6 protein-coding genes are annotated in these 18,339 nt (G+C 72.4%); all 6 read left to right on the top strand.

Going from position 1 to position 18,339, the window contains the following annotated elements:
• Positions 1-39: 39 nt before the first annotated feature.
• From ACFZCP_RS33970 to ACFZCP_RS33945, 6 genes are read left to right on the top strand one after another with little or no spacing between them, the layout of a single operon-like run.
• On the top strand, positions 40-7,566 hold the full coding sequence (locus tag ACFZCP_RS33970; RefSeq protein ID WP_391435142.1) for an amino acid adenylation domain-containing protein: 7,527 nt from the start codon (positions 40-42) through the stop codon (positions 7,564-7,566).
• A complete protein-coding gene (locus tag ACFZCP_RS33965) occupies positions 7,563-8,654 on the top strand; it encodes a saccharopine dehydrogenase NADP-binding domain-containing protein (RefSeq protein WP_391435140.1) in 1,092 nt (363 codons plus the stop codon). Before ACFZCP_RS33970 ends, ACFZCP_RS33965 begins: the two co-directional genes overlap by 4 nt.
• Complete coding sequence (locus ACFZCP_RS33960) at positions 8,651-10,855, top strand: Gfo/Idh/MocA family oxidoreductase (RefSeq protein ID WP_391435137.1); 2,205 nt, start codon at positions 8,651-8,653, stop codon at positions 10,853-10,855. Before ACFZCP_RS33965 ends, ACFZCP_RS33960 begins: the two co-directional genes overlap by 4 nt.
• 12 nt (positions 10,856-10,867) lie before the next feature.
• The gene (locus ACFZCP_RS33955) at positions 10,868-11,590 is read left to right on the top strand and encodes a VOC family protein (RefSeq protein ID WP_391435133.1); all 723 of its coding nucleotides are present in this window, start codon (positions 10,868-10,870) and stop codon (positions 11,588-11,590) included.
• Positions 11,591-11,593: 3 nt separating this feature from the next.
• On the top strand, positions 11,594-12,961 hold the full coding sequence (locus ACFZCP_RS33950; protein WP_391435121.1) for an FAD-binding protein: 1,368 nt from the start codon (positions 11,594-11,596) through the stop codon (positions 12,959-12,961).
• Positions 12,958-18,339 (top strand): amino acid adenylation domain-containing protein, encoded by a 5,382-nt coding sequence (locus ACFZCP_RS33945; protein WP_391435118.1) that lies wholly within the window; start codon positions 12,958-12,960, stop codon positions 18,337-18,339. The genes ACFZCP_RS33950 and ACFZCP_RS33945 overlap by 4 nt, the downstream gene beginning before the upstream one ends.

The following is an 18,339-nucleotide window of genomic DNA, read 5'->3' as shown; positions in this document are numbered from 1 at the left end:
CCGGTCTTCGACGGTGTCTTCCAAGGGGGATGAATCCAGGTGACGCAGGAACGCGCCGACGCGGCGCTCGATCTGCCCGGAATCGTTGGCGAACTGCTCGGGCTTCCCGTGACGGACATCGACGAGGACGCGCATCTCATCCAGCTCGGGCTGGACTCGCTGTCGATGATGAGGATCGCCGGGCGATGTCGCCGCGCGGGCCTCGACATCGCCTTCGCCGACCTCATGACCGAGCCGACGCTCGCGGCCTGGCAGCGGCTGGTCGAGGAGCAGGGTGCGGTCAGTGAGGCGGCCGTGACCCGGCACGTGGACGAGACCGAGCCCTTCGAGCTCGCCCTCATGCAACACGCCTACTGGGTGGGTCGCGCCGAAGGGCAGCAACTCGGCGGCGTGGCCGCGCACTTCTACAACGAGTTCGACGGGTGGGACGTGGACCCGGCCCGCCTCGAAGCAGCCGTAGGGGCCGTCATCGCGCGGCACGGCATGCTGCGCGTGAGCATCCTCGACGACGGCCGCCAGCGCATCCTCTCCGAGAGCCCCTGGCCCGGACTGCGCGTGCACGACCTGCGCGACCTGGACGCGGCTGACGCGGAACACCGGCTGGACGAGCTGCGCCGGACCCTCTCGCACCGCCGGATGGACATCGCCACCGCCGAGGTCTTCGACGTCCAGCTGTCGCTGCTCGCGGACCGCCGCACGCGCCTGCACGTCAACCTCGACATGGTCGCCGCGGACGCGCTCAGCCTGCGCGTGCTTCTGGCCGACCTGGCCCGCGCCTACTCCGGCGCATCGCTGCCCGCCCTGGCCTACAGCTACCCGCGCTACCTCGCCGAGCGCCGAGCCGCCGCCGAGACGCCTACCCGCAAGGCCGTGCTGGAGGCCGATCGCGCGTACTGGCACGAGCGGCTGCCCGAGCTGCCTGCCGCGCCCCGACTTCCCGCGTCCACCGGCGAGACGGAAGCCGTCACCGTCGTACGGCGCCATCTGCACCTCGACGCCGAGCAGACCCGGCGCTTCGAAGAAGCCGGCCGCCGCCACGGGCTGACGCCCGCCATGGCGCTCGCCGCCGTGTTCGCCGAGACACTGCAAGCCTTCAGTGCCGAACCGGACTTCCTGCTGAACCTGCCACTGTTCGACCGCGAGCCGCTGCACGACGACGTGGCCTCGCTCGTGGGCGACTTCACCTCATCGGTGCTGCTCGCCTGGCACGGAGCGGCACCCGGCACCTTCGCCGAACGCGCAGCCCGCCTGCAGAAGCGATTCCACGAGGACGCCGCGCACGCCGGCTACTCGGGTGTCGAGGTGCTGCGCGACGCCTCCCGGCTGCACGGCGACCGTGTCCTCGCCCCCGTCGTCTACACCAGCGCCCTCGGCCTGGGCGAACTGTTCGCCGACGCCGTGCGGGAGAGCTTCGGCGAGGCGTCCTGGATCATCTCCCAGGGGCCGCAGGTCTGGCTCGACGCACAGGTCACCGAGGTCGGCGGCGGGCTGCTGGTCAACTGGGACGCGCGCGAGGACGCGTTCGCGCCCGGTGTCCTCGACACGATGTTCGCCGCCTACCAGGCTCTTCTGGAGCGGCTGCCGGACGATCCGGCGGCTTGGACCGCTCCCGTGCCGTCGATGCTGCCCGAAACCCAGCGGGCGGTGCGGACCGCCGTCAACGCCACCGACTGGAACGCCGGCACGGCACGCCTGCACGACGGCTTCTTCGAGCAGGCCGCCGCCCACCCCGACGCACCCGCGCTGCTGTGGGGAGGGGACTGCTCACTGTCGTACGGCGAACTTGCGCAGCAGGCACTGAGGCTGGCCGGGAGTCTGCACGCACGCGGCGTCCGGCCGGGGGATCTGGTCGCCGTCACGCTGCCCAAGGGGCCTGACCAGATCATGGCTGTGCTGGCCGTCCTGGCAGCCGGTGCCGCCTATCTGCCCTTGGGGATCGACCAGCCCGCGGTCCGCCGCGAGCGCATCCACGCATCGGCCGGGATACGTCTGGTCCTGGACGACATCGCTGTGCCGGAGGGGACCGAGCCCCTGACCGCGCCCGTGCCCGGGACCGCGGCCGACCTCGCATACGTCATCTACACGTCGGGCTCCACAGGAGAACCCAAGGGGGTCGAGGTCCCCCACGCGGCCGCCGTCAACACGATCTCGGACCTCAACCACCGCTTCGGCATGGGTGGTTCGGACCGCACCCTGGCCGTCTCCGCGCTCGACTTCGACCTGTCGGTGTACGACGTCTTCGGCACACTCGCCGTCGGCGGCGCCGTCGTGTGCGTCGAGGAGCCTGCTCGTAGGGACGCCACCGCCTGGGCCGACCTGATGCGTGCGCACGGGGTGACCGTCGTCAACTGTGTGCCCGCCCTGCTGGACATGCTCGTCACCGCCGCCGGAGCCGACGGGCTACCGTCCCTGCGACTGGCGCTGCTGGGCGGCGACTGGGTTCCCCTGGACCTTCCGGGGCGGGTGCGCGCGGTGGCGCCCGACTGCCGGTTCGTGGCGCTGGGCGGTACGACCGAGACCGCGATCCACTCCACGGTGTGCGAGGTCGGCGAGGTCCCGGCCGACTGGGTGTCGGTGCCGTACGGGACGCCGCTGCGGGGCGTCAGGTGCCGGGTCGTCGACGCGCTCGGCCGGGACTGCCCGGACCGGGTGCCCGGCGAGCTGTGGATCGGCGGGACCGGGGTGGCGCGCGGCTACCGTGGGGATGCGACGCGGACCGCCGACCGGTTCCTGGAGGCCGACGGGCTGCGCTGGTACCGCACCGGCGACCGCGCCCGCCACTGGCCCGACGGCACCCTGGAGTTCCTCGGCCGCACCGACCACCAGGTCAAGATACGCGGCCACCGGATCGAACTCGGCGAAGTTCAGGCCGCATTGACCGCCGTGCCCGGTGTGGAGCGGGCACTGGCCATCGTCGGCGAGGACCGGCGGCTCGCCGCCGCCGTGACCGGCGTCGCCGAACCCGCACAGCTGCGTGCCTTCGCCGCAGAGCGGCTGCCGTCCGCGATGGTGCCCGAACGCGTGATCGTCCTCGACGAGTTGCCGCTCACTCCGAACGGGAAGATCGACCGCAAGGCCGTCGCCCGCCGCGTCGCGCAGTGCGCCGAGGCCGCCGCCAGGCCCGTCACCCCACCGCGCGGCGCACGCGAACAGGACGTGGCACGGGCCTTTGCGGACCTGCTCGGCGCCGGCGAGGTCGGACGGGAGGAGGACTTCTTCGCCCTCGGCGGCGACTCCCTGCTCGCCACCCGCCTGATCGCCCGACTCCGGGGCGAGGGCTACGGCGAAGTGCGACTGACCGACCTGTTCGCCCACCCCGTGCTGGCCGACTTCGCGGCTCGCCTTCACCCCGACGGCACGCGACGCACCGCTCCGACGCTGACGGCCGATGCCGAACACCGCCACGAACCGTTCCCCCTCACCGACGTGCAGCGCGCCTACTGGCTCGGCCGCGGCGAGGACTTCACGCTCGGCGGCATCGGCTGTCACTTCTACCGCGAGTACGACGTCGAGGACCTGGACGTGGCCCGGTTGGAGTCGGCGCTCAACCGGCTGATCCAGCGACACGAGATGCTGCGCGCGGTCGTCGACGACAGCGGCGAACAGCGCATCCTGCCCGAGGTGCCGCGCCTCACCGTGGAGGTCACCGACGCGGGACCCCATCCGGACGCCGCCTTCGCGCAGCTGCGCAAGACCGCATCGCATCAGGTGTTCGACCCGGCACAGTGGCCGCTGTTCGCCGTGCGCGGGGTTCGCGCGGGCCGCCGTACGCGGCTCGCCATCGGCATCGACAACATCGCGCTCGACGCGCTGAGCATCCTTATCTTCTACGCGGAGCTCGCCGCCCTGTACGCCGACCCGGGCGCCGAACTCCCGCCCGCCGACGTGTTGTTCCGCGACTACATGTGCTCCACCGACCCGGATCCCGAGGCGGTCTCCGTCGCCCGTGCCTACTGGACCGACCTGCTGCCGCAGCTGCCGTCGGCGCCCGCGCTGCCTCTCGCAAAGGATCCGGCCGCCGTCGAGCGTCCCCGCTTCACGCGTCGCGAGGCCCGTGTCGCCCCCGAGCGGTTGCAGGTGCTGACCGAGCGGGCCCGAGTACACGGCCTCACCCCCTCCGGCGTGCTGCTGACCGCCTTCGCCGAGGTGCTCGGCCGGTGGAGCGCCCGACCCGACCTCACGCTGAACCTCACGCTGTTCGACCGCCGTGACGTCCACCCGCACATCGGCAACGTCCTCGGAGACTTCACCTCGCTGATGCTGGTCTCCTCGCGCCCGCAGGCGGGAGAGAGCTGGGCGGCGCGCGCCAGGCGGGTCCAGGAGGAGCTGTGGCGCTCCCTGGACCATCGGGAGGTCTCCGCCGTGTGGGTGCTGCGGGAACTCGCCCGCCGGAGCGGTGAGGCGGAGACCACCATGCCCGTGGTCTTCACCAGCGCGCTCGGTGTCGGGGGCCGGGTCCCGCAAGCCCCGTTCGACCGGCAGGTCTGGGGGGTCTCGCAGACCCCGCAGGTGTGGCTCGACCACCAGGTCACCGAGGACGGTGACGGCATCCGCCTCAACTGGGACGTCGTCGAGGAACTCTTCCCCGACGGCCTCGTCGACGCGATGTTCGAGGCGTACGTGAGGCTGGTTGACTGGCTGGCCACCGGGGACTGGAACACTCCGGCGCCCGACCTGCTGCCCGCTGCCCAGAGCGCGACGCGCGCCGCCGTGAACGCCACCGGCCCCGATGTCCCCGGACTGCTGCACGCCGACTTCTTCCGCCACGCCGCCGACCAGCCTCAGCGCGTCGCGTTGCTGTGGGGCGACGGCGACCGCCTGGCCTACGGCGAGCTTGCCGACCGTGCCCTTCGCCTGGCCACCGTCCTTGTGGAGCATGGCGTCCGGCGAGGCGAGACCGTCGCCGTCACCCTGCCCAAGGGGCCCGACCAGATCGTGGCCGTGCTCGGCGTGCTCGCCGCCGGGGCGGCGTACGTTCCCGTCGGCGTCGACCAGCCCAGCGCCCGCCGCGAGCGCATCCATCACCTCGCGGGCGTCCGCCTCGCCGTCACCGAGCCCGGTGCCCAGTCGGTGGGTGGGGTCACGGCCGTACCCGTCGACGCGGCGCCCTCGATGGACGTGGCCGCCGCTCCCGTCGACGTGCCGACCGACGCGCTCGCCTACGTCATCTTCACCTCCGGCTCCACCGGCGACCCCAAGGGCGTCGAGATCACCCACCAGGCGGCCGCCAACACCGTCACGGACATCAACGAGCGCTACCAGGTCACGGACTCCGACCGGGGCCTGGCGGTGTCCGCGCTGGACTTCGACCTCTCCGTGTACGACATCTTCGGGCCGCTGTCGGCGGGCGGCGCGGTCGTCCTGATCGGCGAGGACGAACGGCGCGACGCCCGCCGCTGGCTCGACCTCGTCCGCCGCCGGCGGGTCACCGTGTGGAACACCGTGCCGGCTCTGCTGGACATGCTGCTCGTCACGGCCGAAAGCGGCGCCCAGCCGCTCGACACGCTGCGGCTCGCGCTGGTCTCCGGTGACTGGGTGGGCCTCGACCTGCCGGGGCGGCTGGCCGAGCAGAGCCCGTGGTGCCGGTTCGTCGCCTTGGGCGGGGCGACCGAGGCCGCCATCTGGTCCAACGCCCACGAGGTCGACGAGGTCGACCCGGCCTGGACGTCGATCCCGTACGGGCGGCCACTGCGCGGACAGCGCTTCCGTGTCATGGACGCGCACGGCCGGGACTGCCCGGACTGGGTACCGGGCGAGCTGTGGATCGGCGGGGCCGGGGTCGCCCTCGGCTACCGCGGTGCACCGGAACTGACGCAACGCCAGTTCGTGACCGAGAGCGGGGTGCGCTGGTACCGGACCGGTGACCTGGGCCGGTACTGGCCCGACGGTACCCTGGAGTTCCTCGGGCGCTCCGACCACCAGGTGAAGATACGCGGCCACCGCATCGAACTCGGTGAGATCGAGGCGGCGCTACGAGAGGCACCCGGCGTGGGCCGGGCCCTGGTTACCGTGGCGGGCGAGGGCGCGGCGCGGCGCTTGGCCGCCGCCGTCGTTCCGGCGTCCGATGCGGGATCGGTCGACCTTCGTGGCTCTCAACCGACCACAACGGCGCGCGAGTTCCGTGAACGGGCCCGGCGCGTGGAGAGCGCGGTGGCGGAGTCCTTCCTGGCCCAGTTGCTCGGCCTGCGCGATGTGACCTCCGGGCTCACCGCAGAGGGGTGGGCGGCCCGTCTGGGGGCGGCCGAGGCACACCTGCCGATCCTCCGGCTCTGGCTGCGGTGGCTCACGGAACGCAAGGTGCTCGTAGAGGACGCGGGGGCGTACGCCCCCGGACCCGAGAGCCCTGCAGCGGCACCGTTGGCGTGCGCCGACGACGCCTACGCCTCCTTGATCGGCCGAGCGCACCAGCGGCTCACCGAGCGGATCGGCGACTACCAGGCCATTCTCGCCGGACAACTGGATGCCTCCGTCCTGCTCGACGACGACATCCTCGCCCCCGCACGTCTCGCAGCGGCCGACCCGGGCAGTGAGGCTGCCGTGGCGGAAGTGGCCCGGCGCACAGCGCAGTTGGCGGAATCGCTGGGACGCCCGGTGGAAGTCTCGGAACTCGGCGGCGGGGACGGGACGTTTGCCGCTCGGCTGCTGGGCCGACTGGCTCCCGAGCAGGTGCGGTACACGCTGTTGGACGGCGACCCGATCCTCGTAGAGGCCGCACAGCAGCGGTTGGCCGAGCTTCCGCACGAGTCCGCCTGCCACCGCCTGCACGGCCTGCTCGTCCCCGACGAGCTGCGGCACCGGTTCGACATGGTCCTGGCCGACCAGGTGCTGCACCGCCACGCGGACCCCTCCCACGGCCCCGCCCTCGCTGCCCTGCTGACGCGGCGCGGCGGGGTGCTGCTGGCCGTGGAACGGGCCGAGCTCACGCCGGTCGCCCTGCTGACCGCTGCCCTGCTGGACAGCGGGTACGCAGGCTTCGACAGGGAACGGCGGATCGCGGGCACGCCGATGCTGCCCGCCGAGCGGTGGGCGGAACTGCTGGGCACCGCAGGCTTCCCCGACGTCACACACGACGCGCTGGGCGACTCCTTCACCGAAATGCTGCAGGCCCACCGGCCCGACGACGCCGTCGACCTCGACCCTGCCGCGCTGCGCGCCCTCGCGGCGCAGCGCCTGCCCGCGCACATGGTCCCCGAGCGGATCACCGTCCTGCCGTGGCTGCCGCTCGGCGCCAACGGCAAGGTCGACCGCGCCATGATCACCGCTCTCGTCACGACCGCCCAGGAGGGCGAGGACCCCGACGAGCCGCCGCAGGGGGAACTGGAACAGGCCCTGGCCGTGATGTGGACCGAGCTGCTCGGCGTACCGGCGGTGGGGCGCCGGCAGAGCTTTTTCACCCTGGGCGGCGACAGCCTTCTCGCGACCCGCTTCCTCGCACACGTCGCCCAGCGCTACGGCGTACAGCTGCCGCTGCGGCGCCTGTTCGCCGGCCCGACGCTGGAACGGGTCGCGGAATCCCTGGCGGCAGGGCTGGCCCAGCTCGGCGAGACCGAGGAGGGCGCGCTGTGATCGGCGTTCTCGGCGGATACGGCGCCGTCGGCGGCCATGCGGCCCGCCTGCTCGCCCGGTGGGGAGCGGGTCCGTTGCGCATCGGCGGGCGTGACGACGTACGGGCGAAGCAGCTCGCCGCACAGCTCCGGCACGCGGAGGCGGTCGTGGTCGACACCGGTGACCCGGCCTCGCTCGCCGCCTTCGTACGCGGCTGCGACCTGGTGGTGAACTGCGCGGGCCCGTCGCACCGCACCTCGCAGCAGGTCACGTTCGCCGCGCTGATGGCGGGCGCCCACCTCGTCGACGCAGGAGGCGGCGGCCGGCTGGACCACGTCCGCACGGCCGTCGGCGAGCGCACCGCCCTGTACGACGCCGGCGCGCTGCCGGGCCTGTCGGGACTGCTGCCCCGCCATCTGGCGGCGGAGCACTTCGACTCCGTGCACGGACTGACCGCGTACGCCGGTGTGCTGGACCGCTTCACCCCGACCGGGGCCGACGACTACCTGGACGGCGTCCTCGACGGCGCCAACGAGCCGCTGGCTGCCTGGCGCGACGGCGCCCGCCGCTCGGGCACACTCCACCGCCTGACCGATCACCGGCTGCCGTACTTCGTCCGCGAGGTGACGGCCTTCCCCTACCTGGACGCAGAGGCCGAGCGGCTCGCCCACGACCTGTCGCTCACCTACGGCGACTGGTACACGGCGGTGGACGGCGGACACCTGGCCGCTGCGCTCGCCGAAGCCCGTACGGCGGACCGCGCCGAGGCAGTTGCGGCCCTGTGCCGGGCCACCGCCCTCGACACGGCGGGCCGCACCCCGTACGTGACGCTCCTCGTCCAGCTCGACGGCGTCCGCGCCGGACGGCCCACGACCCGTACGGCGGTCCTGCGCGCGCCGGGCATCGCCCAGCTCACCGGCGCCGTCACCGCCGTCGCGGCCCTGGCGGTCCTGCGTGGCGAGGTGCCGCACGGAACGCACTGGGCGGACACGGCACTCCATCCGGTCACCTCCCTCGCCCGCCTGACGGACGAGCCGGGCCTGTGCGACCTCCATGTGCACGAGTCGACGATCCATGAACTCACCACGGTTGAGGAAGGTGCCCTGTGAAGCGGCTTCGGACGGTCGTGTGCGGCACGACCTTCGGCCAGTTCTATCTCGCTGCCCTGGCGATGCTGCCCGACGAGTTCGACGTCGTCGGCGTTCTCGCGGCCGGAAGTGAACGGTCCGTCGCATGTGCCGCCCGGCACGGCGTACCGCTGTACACGGACGTGGACCAACTGCCCGACGATGTGGACCTCGCCTGCGTCGTCGTCCGCTCCGGTGTGCTCGGCGGCACCGGCACCGACCTGGCGCTGCGGTTGCTGCGCCGCGGCATCCATGTGGTCCAGGAACAGCCCGTGCACCACGACGACCTGGCCGCCTGCCTGCGCGAGGCGCGCAAGCACCGGGTGCGCTACCGGCTCGGCGACCTGTACGTGCGGCTGCCGGAGGTGCGGCGCTTCGTCCAGGCCGCCCGCACCGCTCGCGAACGACAGCCCGTGGCCTACGTGGACGCCGCCTGCGCCTCGCAGGTCGCCTTCCCGCTGCTGCACCTCCTGGGCGAGTCGCTCGGCACGCTACGGCCCTGGCGGTTGACCGCTGCCGACGCGGACCCCGACGCGCCGTTCACCGTCCTCACCGGCACGATCGGCGGGGCACCCCTGACCCTGCGCGTGCACAACCAGGTCGACCCCGACGACCCCGACAACCACCTGCACCTGCTGCACCGCGTCACCCTCGGCACCGCGGGCGGCAGCCTCACTCTCACCGACCCGCACGGCCCGGTGCTGTGGAGCCCGCGGCTGCACATCCCCGAAGCGGTCAAGAACCGCTTCGACTTCGACGCCCCCGGCACCGGACACCTCACCGAACCCAGCACCTCCGTACTGAGCAGTGGAGCCCCGGCCGCCTACCGACACCTGCTGAGGCAGCAGTGGCCGGCCGCCATCGGCGAGGATCTGCGAGCTGCACGGGCGGCGATCCTCGGCGAGGCGCAGGCCGAACGGCCGGACCAGTACCACTTGACCGTGTGCCGGATGTGGCAGGACCTCACCAAGGAGTTGGGCTACCCGACTCTGCGACCGGGTCAGGCCCACCAGCCGCTCTCAGCAGGTGAGTTGACTGGTGAAGTCGGCGTAGCCGACCTGATCCGGCACGCCACCGCCCAGGCGGATCACCACGTCGGCGCCGTGGACCGCCGTCTGGTGGACGACTTCGTACGACAGCTCGACGACGCGGTTCTCCTGTCGATGCTGGCCGCACTCCAGGAGGCCGGAGCCCTGCTCGACCCCCAATCGACTTACACAGCCGAGGAGATCTTGGCCGACGCGCGGGTGGCGCCCCGCCACGACACGCTGATCCGGCGCTGGCTGCGGGTCCTCGCCGACCGCGAGGCGATCGCGCGTGACGCGGGGCGGTTCCGGGGCACGGCGCGGGTGGACTCCAAGGCGGTGGACCAGGCGTGGGGTCTGGCTGCCCTCACCTGGCAACAGGCCCTGGGCACCCGCGAGTTCGTCGCATACCTGCGGCGCAACGCCGAATGCCTGCTCCAGCTGATGAGAGACGAACAGCAGGCGGCCCTTCTGCTCTTTCCGGAAGGCCGGACCGACGTCGCGGACGCGGTGTACCGCGAGACCGTCACCGCCCGCTACCTCAACACCGCCATCGCCGCCGCCGTCCGCTCGCTGGCCGCCGTACGCAACGCCATGCACCCGCTGCGGATCATCGAGGTCGGGGCGGGCACCGGCGCGACGACGGAAGCGATCACCACGGCCCTGACCGAGGACGGGCGCAAGAGGCCACCTGTGGACTACCTGTTCACCGATGTCTCCCACTTCTTCGTCACCGTCGCCAAGGAACGCCACGCCGACCGTCCCTGGATCCGGCACGGCCTGTACGACGTCGACCAGGATCCGGCCGGTCAGGGGCTGGAGCCCGGCACCGCAGACATCCTCGTCGCCGCCGGCGTCCTGAACAACGCCCGCGACACCGACGCGACCATGCGCCACCTGGCCGGGTTGCTGGCTCCGGGAGGCTGGCTGCTGGTCACCGAACCGACCCGCGAACACCTGGAGATCCTCGCCTCGCAGGCGTTCATGATGACCGCCGCCGAGGACGCGCGGCGGGCCGACGACACCACGTTCCTCACCCGGGGGCAGTGGCTGGCGGCCCTGGAAGGAGCCGGGTTCCGGCAGATCGTCACCGCGCCGGACGAGGACCACCCGCTGGCGCCGCTGGGACAGCGGCTGTTCGCGGCCCGAATCAACTGAGTGCACCGTCCCATGGGGGAGTTGAAGATCGTGCTGCGTTGCAGCCATGTCCTGTGCAAGGTCGACGATGTCCGGTCGGTCGTGCGGGACTACGAAGAGCTGGGTTTCACCGTCGAGTACGGCAGCGCTCCCGAGCGCGCCCACAACGCCCTGCTGTGGTTCGAGGAAGGACCGTTCATCGAGTTCTTTCAACTGCCGCCCGCCTTCCGCCTCGTGAAGTGGCCCATGGCGGCTGTGAACGGCAGGGCGGCAGGGGACCGGCTGGCCCGCTGGGCCCGCCCGGGCGAGGGCTGGCGGGACCTTGCCCTGGAGACCGACGACGTCGAACTGGTCCGTGTCCATGCGGCGCTGAGCGTCGGGGGAGTGCAGGTGTCACGCGTGATGAAGGGCCGCCGTACCCGCCCGGACGGCGACCTGGTGCGCTACCAGTTCCTCGCCACGCGCCCGGTCCGGCTTCCGTTCGTGGTCTCCGCCTACGACCCGCCCCAACGCCCCGCCTCCGTGCACCACCCCAATGGGGCAAGGCGCATCAGCCGGGTCCGGGTGGGCGTTGCGGAGCGCGACCGCGCCGCCTTCGACACCCTCGCCGCCCACGTCGAACCGGACGGCCCGCTCGCCGTCGAGATCGCCCCGGACACCGGTGTCGTCGCCGTCGAACTCGAAGGTCTCACCGGCCCGTTGGATCCGGCCAGGCTGCACGGCGCGGTCCTGACCGCGCCGGCCCGGACGGAGTAGCCCGTGAACACCCTTCCTGGATTCCGCGGCCGGCTCCTCACTCCGGGCTCCCCCGGCTACGACAGGGCCCGCCGCGTCCGCAACGCCCGCGCCGACCGGCGCCCCGCCCTGATCGCCCGCTGCACCGACGCCGACGACGTGATCGCCGTCCTCGCCCACGCCCGCAGCCACGGCCTGCCCGTCGCCGTCCGGGGCGGCGGGGCCCACGTGGCGGGCTGGGGCACCTGCGACGACGGCGTGGTCGTCGACCTCGGCGGCATGAAGCGGATCGACATCGACCCCCTCGCCCGTACCGCCGTCGCCGAGCCCGGACTGACCTGGGGCGAGTTCGACGCAGCCACACAGGAGCACGGCCTCGCCGTGCCCGGTCCCCGCAACACCGACGTCGGCATCGCCGGCCACACCCTCGGCGGCGGCGTCGGCGACCTGTCCCGCCAGTACGGGCTCACCAGCGACAACGTCACCTTCTTCGACCTGGTCACCGCCGACGGGCGGCACGTGCGGGCCGATGCCGAGACCCACCCGGACCTGTTCTGGGCACTGCGCGGAGGCGGCGGCAACTTCGGCGTCGTCACCCGCCTCGGTTTCCGCCTGCACCCGGTGAACGGTGTCGTCGCAGGGGCTCTGGTCCACCCGCCGTCCCAGGCGCGCACCGCCCTGCGCACGGCCCGCGACTGGCTGGCCACGGCACCCGACGCGGCATCGCTGATCGCCATCGTCTGGACCGCTCCGCCGCTGCCGCTCATACCCGAGCACCTGCACTTCGAGCGGTGCGCGGTACTGATCCCCAGCTGGTTCGGGCCGCCCGACCAGGCGGACGAGGTGCTCGCCCCCCTGCGGCACGGCGCGGTCGCCGACGGCATCACTCACCTGCAGTACACCGCATACCAGCGCCTGCTGCCCTCCCCGCCCGACGTCACCCGCCAGCACGTGTACAACCGCGGCGAATTCCTCACCGACCTCACCGACGCCACCCTCGACCGCCTGCTCGGCCACTGGGAGACGGCGGGCCCCAACTTCTCCGTCGTCCTCGGCGCCCTCGGCGGCGCCATCAGCCGCGCACCGGCCGGCCCCACCGCCTTCACGCACCGTGGCGCACGCTGGTTCGTGGAGCTGTGCGCCCAGTGGTACGGCGATGCCGACAGCCCCGAACACCTTCAACCGGCCCGCAGCGCCTGGCAGTCGCTCCAGGACGTCACCGAAGGCCCCTACGTCAACCTCCTGCCCGACCCGGAGCCCCACTGGGTGCGCGCCGCCTACCCGGACGCCACGTACGCGCGTCTGGGCCGCGTGAAGAACACCTGGGACCCGGACAACCTCTTCCGCTTCAACGCCAACATCCCGCCCCTCACGGCCAAGGAGAACGCATGACCACCGCACCCACCCCGGCCGACCTGATAGCGGACCTGCGCCAGGCGGGCGTCCAGCTGTGGGAGGAGAACGGGACCCTTCGCTACCGCGCGCCCAAGGGCACTCTGAGCGCCGGGCAGCTCCAGTCGCTGAAGGACAGCAAGGCAGCCGTACTGGAGTGTCTGCGCGCCGATGCCCGGCCCACCACGCTCACCCCCGACCCGGTGGCCCGGCACGAGCCGTTCCCGCTGACCGACGTGCAGGCCGCCTACCTGCTCGGCCGCAACGAGGTCTTCGGGTACGGCGGCGTCGCCTGCCACGTGTACCTCGAGGTGAACTACCCCGACCTGGACCCGGCCCGCACCGAGGACGCCTGGAACCGGCTCGTCGCCCGCCACGACATGCTGCGGGCCGTCATCGACCAGGCGGGCCACCAGCACGTCCTGCCGACCGCGCCCCGGCTGACCGTCCCCGTGGGCGAGACAGAAGAAGACCTCCTGCGGTCCCGCGAGGAGATGGGCCACCGTGTGTACGACACCACGCGCTGGCCCCTGTTCGACGTCCGCCTCACCCGTACGGCGGACCGTGCGGTACTGCATCTCTCGATGGACTTCCTGATCGCGGACTGGGCGAGCATCTGGCTCCTGCTCGGCGAGTTCGAGACCCTGCACGCCCAACCGGACGCCGAACTCCCGTCGCTCGACGTCCAGTTCCGTGACTACCTGCTGGCCGAGCGCTCCCTGCGTGACTCTCCGGCCCATCAGCGTGACAAGGACTACTGGTGGTCCCGGCTGGACACCCTGCCGCCCGCCCCGGACCTTCCACTCGCCGAGACGAACCAGGAGCCTCGTTTCCGCCGCCGTTTCCTGAAGCTGGACACAGCCGCCTGGGAGCGCCTGAAGGACCGCGCCCAGCGTCGCGGTCTGACCCCTTCCTCGGTCGTGCTCGCCGCCTACGCCGCCGTGATCGGCCGCTGGAGCCGCAACCCGCGCTTCTGCCTCAACCTCACCGTCCTCAACCGCCTGCCGCTGCACGAGCAGATCGACCGCGTCGTGGGCGACTTCACCACCGTGAACCTGCTCGCCGTCGAGCCGACGCCCGGAAGCTCCTTCGCGGAGCGAGCCGGCGCGCTGTTCGGACAGCTCTTCGACGACCTCGACCACCGGCTGTACTCCGGCGTGGAGGTGCTGCGCGAACTCGCCCGCCGCCGGGGCCGCGAAGCCGCCCTGATGCCGGTGGTGTTCACCAGCGCCATCGGTCTCGGCGACGACGGCACCGGCCGCCGTGCCGAGGGCCGCCTGGACGGCTTCGGCATCACCCAGACCCCGCAGGTCTTCATCGACTGCCAGGCCATGGACGACACCGAAGGGCTGCAGGTCAACTGGGACATCCGTGACGGGGTGTTCCCCAAGGGCCTCGCGGACGACATGTTCGACGCCTTCGACACACTCATACGGGCCCTCGCCGACGGCGAAGACCTCTGGGACGCGCACGACGTGGTGCCCCTGCCGGCCTGGCAGACCGAGGAGCGCCGCCGCGCCAACGACACGGCGGCCGAACTCCCCGACACCCTCCTGCACCATGCCGTCCTCGACCAGGCAGCCCGCATCCCCGACCGGCCCGCCGTCATCGCTGCGCACACGACCCTCAGCTACGGCGACCTCGCGGCCCGCGCCACCGCCGTCGCCGAGCAGCTGCGGGCCGCCGGCTGCACCGCAGGGGAACGCGTCGCCGTCGTCATGGACAAGGGCCCCGAGCAGATCGTCGCCGTCCTCGGCGCCCTCCTCGCGGATGCCGTGTACCTCCCCGTCGACACCACGCAGCCGCCCCTGCGCCGTGCCGCCATGCTCGCCGACGCCGGCGTACGGCATGTCCTGACCCAGTCCTGGGTGGACACCGACGACCCGGCGATCGCCGTCGACACGCTCGCGCCCGCCTCCCGCATGGCCCAGCCCCCGCAGGACGGCGACCCGGACGCCCCCGCCTACGTCATCTACACCTCCGGCTCGACGGGTCGCCCCAAGGGCGTCGTCATCAGCCACCGGGCCGCCCTCAACACCATCGAGGACGTGAACCGCCGCTTCGGCGTCACCGCCGACGACCGCGTGCTGGGCCTGGCCGGCCTCGGCTTCGACCTGTCGGTGTACGACATCTTCGGCCTCCTGTCGGTCGGTGGCGCCCTCGTCCTGCCCGACCCCGAGCGCCGAACCGACCCCTCCCACTGGACCGAGTTGATCGCCGAGCACGGCGTGACCGTCTGGAACTCGGTACCGGCGCTGATGCAGATGCTCGCGACCTACCTGGAGACCGAGCCGGGCCGTGGGCTCCCCACCCTCCGCCTCGCTCTCCTGTCCGGCGACTGGATTCCCGTCACCCTGCCCGGCACCCTCGCCGCCAGGCTGCCCGGCCTGGAGCTGATCGCGCTGGGTGGTGCGACCGAGGCGGCCATCTGGTCCAACTACCACCGGTGCGAGGGAGGTTACGACAGCCACCGCAGCATTCCGTACGGCCTGCCGCTCGCCAACCAGGGCTTCCGGGTGCTGGACGCCGACCTGCGCGACTGCCCGGTGTGGGTCGCGGGGGAGCTGTACATCAGCGGCCACGGTCTCGCCCAGGGATACCTGGGCGACCCGCAGACCACCAACCGCCGCTTCGTCACGCGCGACGGACAGCGCCTCTACCGCACCGGCGACCTGGGCCGCTACCTGCCCGGCGGCGAGATCGAGTTCCTCGGCCGCGAGGACACCCAGGTGAAGGTGCGCGGTCACCGCATCGAGCTGGGCGAGATCGAGGCGGCGCTGCTGGAGCACCCGGCTGTGGCCTCAGCAGCGGTCGTCGTGGACGGTACGGGCGAGGATCGCGCGCTCCTCGGCGCGGTCGTCCCAGCGCCGACGGATCCGGCGGTCCCCGGTGCCGTATCCCTGAAGCCCGCGGTGAGTGAGGCTGCCGACGCCGCGGTCCCCGGCCTGGACGGCGACCGGGTGGCCGCGCACGTCGACTCTTTCGACGCCGCCGTCCTGTCCTCGATGGCCCGTGCGCTCGGTGAGCTGGGCCTGTTCCCGGCGGAGGACGGCAAGCCGTCGCAGCAGGCCCTCACCAAGGCCGGCATCGCCCCGCGCCACCACTGGCTGGTACGCCGCTGGCTCGCAGTGCTCGACGACCACGGCATCAGCGAGGCCGACGCACCGACCACCGCCCGCCTGTGGCAGCGGGCCCAGCAGACCTGGAGCGACGAGGTTGCCTCCCGCGACTTCCTGACGTACGTCAGGAACCATGCCGACCGCCTGCCCGACCTGATGACCGGCCGCCAGGACCCCGTCGAACTCCTCTTCCCCGACGGGGACTTCACCACCGCGCACGCCCTCTACCGCCGAAACGCCACAGCCCGCTACCTCAACCGTGCCGTCGCATCGGTTCTGGAGGAGGTGGCCGCCGCTCACCCGCTGCGAGTCCTCGAAGTGGGCGCAGGCACCGGCGGCACCACCGAGGACGCCCTGGCCGCCCTGGCAGACCGGGACGGCACGTACCTCTTCACGGACGTGACGGGCTTCTTCCTGCCCGAGGCCCGCCGCCGCTTCGGCGACCGCGAGCGCCCGCAGCTGCGCTTCGGCGTCTTCGACGTGGATGCCGACCACCGCGCCCAGGGCCTGGCCCCCAACGCGTACGACGTCGTACTGGCCGCCGGCGTGCTGGAGAACGCCCGCGACATTCGCGCCTCCCTGACCCGCCTCACCGAACTCGTCGCGCCGGGCGGCTGGTTGATCATCACCGAACCCACGCGCGAGCACCCGTGGATCCTGGCCTCGCAGGCGTTCATGATGACCGAGCCCGCGGACGACCGTGCCCTCGGTGGCAGCTCCTACCTCGACCGCGACCAGTGGCTCACGCTGCTGCGCGAGGCGGGCGCCGAGCAGGTGCTGTGCCTGCCGGACGACGGGCACGCACTGGCCCCGCAACACGTCCACCTCTTCGCGGCTCGCCTCAAGACGGACCGGGCGCAGGTCACCGAGGAAGACCTCACGGCGTTCCTGCGCGACCGGCTGCCCGCCCACATGATCCCCTCGCACCTCCAGATCGTCGACGCGCTCCCGCTCACCGGCAACGGCAAGGTCGACCGCCGCGCGCTCGCCGGCTGGCGGCCCACAGCCACCGACACCGCACCCCGGCCCGCCGACGAGACACCGGCGGACGCGCTGGAGTCCCGGCTCACGACCCTGTGGTCCGAGGCACTGCCCAGCGGACGCGTGGGCCGCACCGACAGCTTCTACGACCACGGCGCCGACTCTCTGATCATGGCGCGGATGGCCGGACGCCTGCGCGAGGAGGTCCCCGAGGCGTCCGGTATCCCCTTCGACACGCTGTTGCGGCAGCTCCTCAACCACCCGACCATCGCTGAACTGGCTGCCTTCCTGCGCGACCGCGCGGACTCACCGGCCGACCCCACCATGCGCCGCGCCGCGACCGGCAGCAACGCCGCCCTGATGTCCTTCAGCAGCTCCGGCGACGGCCCGCTGCGGGTGATGTTCCACGCCGGGCTCGGCACCATGGACTGCTACCGACCGCTCGCCGCCCGCCTGGTCGAGCAGGACCTCGGCCCGGTCCTCGGCGTCGTCATCGACGACACCGAGCGCTACCTCGCCCAGGACCCGGCCACCGTCATCGAGCGCGCCGCCGACGACTACGCCGAGCGCCTGCTCACCGAGGGCCACAACCGGCTCCAGCTCATCGGCTACTGCCTGGGCGGCCTGTACGCCACCGAGGTCGCCCGCCGTCTTGAGGAGCGCGGAGTGACGGTGGAGGACCTGGTGCTCATCAGCAGCCACCCGGTCGTCGTGGACGTCGAGGACGACCTGATGATCGAGATCCTCTTCGTGCCCAACCTGCACATCTCCCTCGACCAGACCGGGTTCGGCGACATCGACGCGGACACCGTCGTCCGCGGGTTCATGCAGGTCATCGAACGCAACGGCGGAAAGGTCCCGCTCGGCTCACTGGCCGAGGTCGACGGCCCCGCCGGGGAGTTCTTCCGGCGCTTGTCCTCGTGCACGAGGGAGGAGAGGTTCGCCGAGTACGCCCGCGCCGCCACGGAGGCCGGCGGGGAGACGGTACCGCCGGAGATGGTCGCCGGGATGTTCCGCGTCTTCCGGCAGAGCTTCCTGTCCGCCCGCTTCACCCCCGAGCCGTACGCCGGCGACATCCGCTTCCTGCTGCCGCGGGGCGCCTCCGGCTTCGCACCCGGCATGGACGACACCACCCTCGCCTTCTGGCGGGACGTATGCCTCGGCGACCTGCCCGTCATCGGGATCGAGGGCAACCACTTCAGCTGCATCGAAGAGCCGAACGTCGCCCATGTCGCCGACCTCGTCGCCGCCCCGCTGCGCGCGCCGCACCGCCGCTGA

The sequence above is a fragment of the Streptomyces sp. NPDC007971 genome, from assembly GCF_042958635.1.
Lineage (GTDB): Bacteria > Actinomycetota > Actinomycetes > Streptomycetales > Streptomycetaceae > Streptomyces.
The sequence above is the reverse complement of the archived record's forward strand: the minus strand, read 5'-3'. Positions and strand labels throughout refer to the sequence as shown.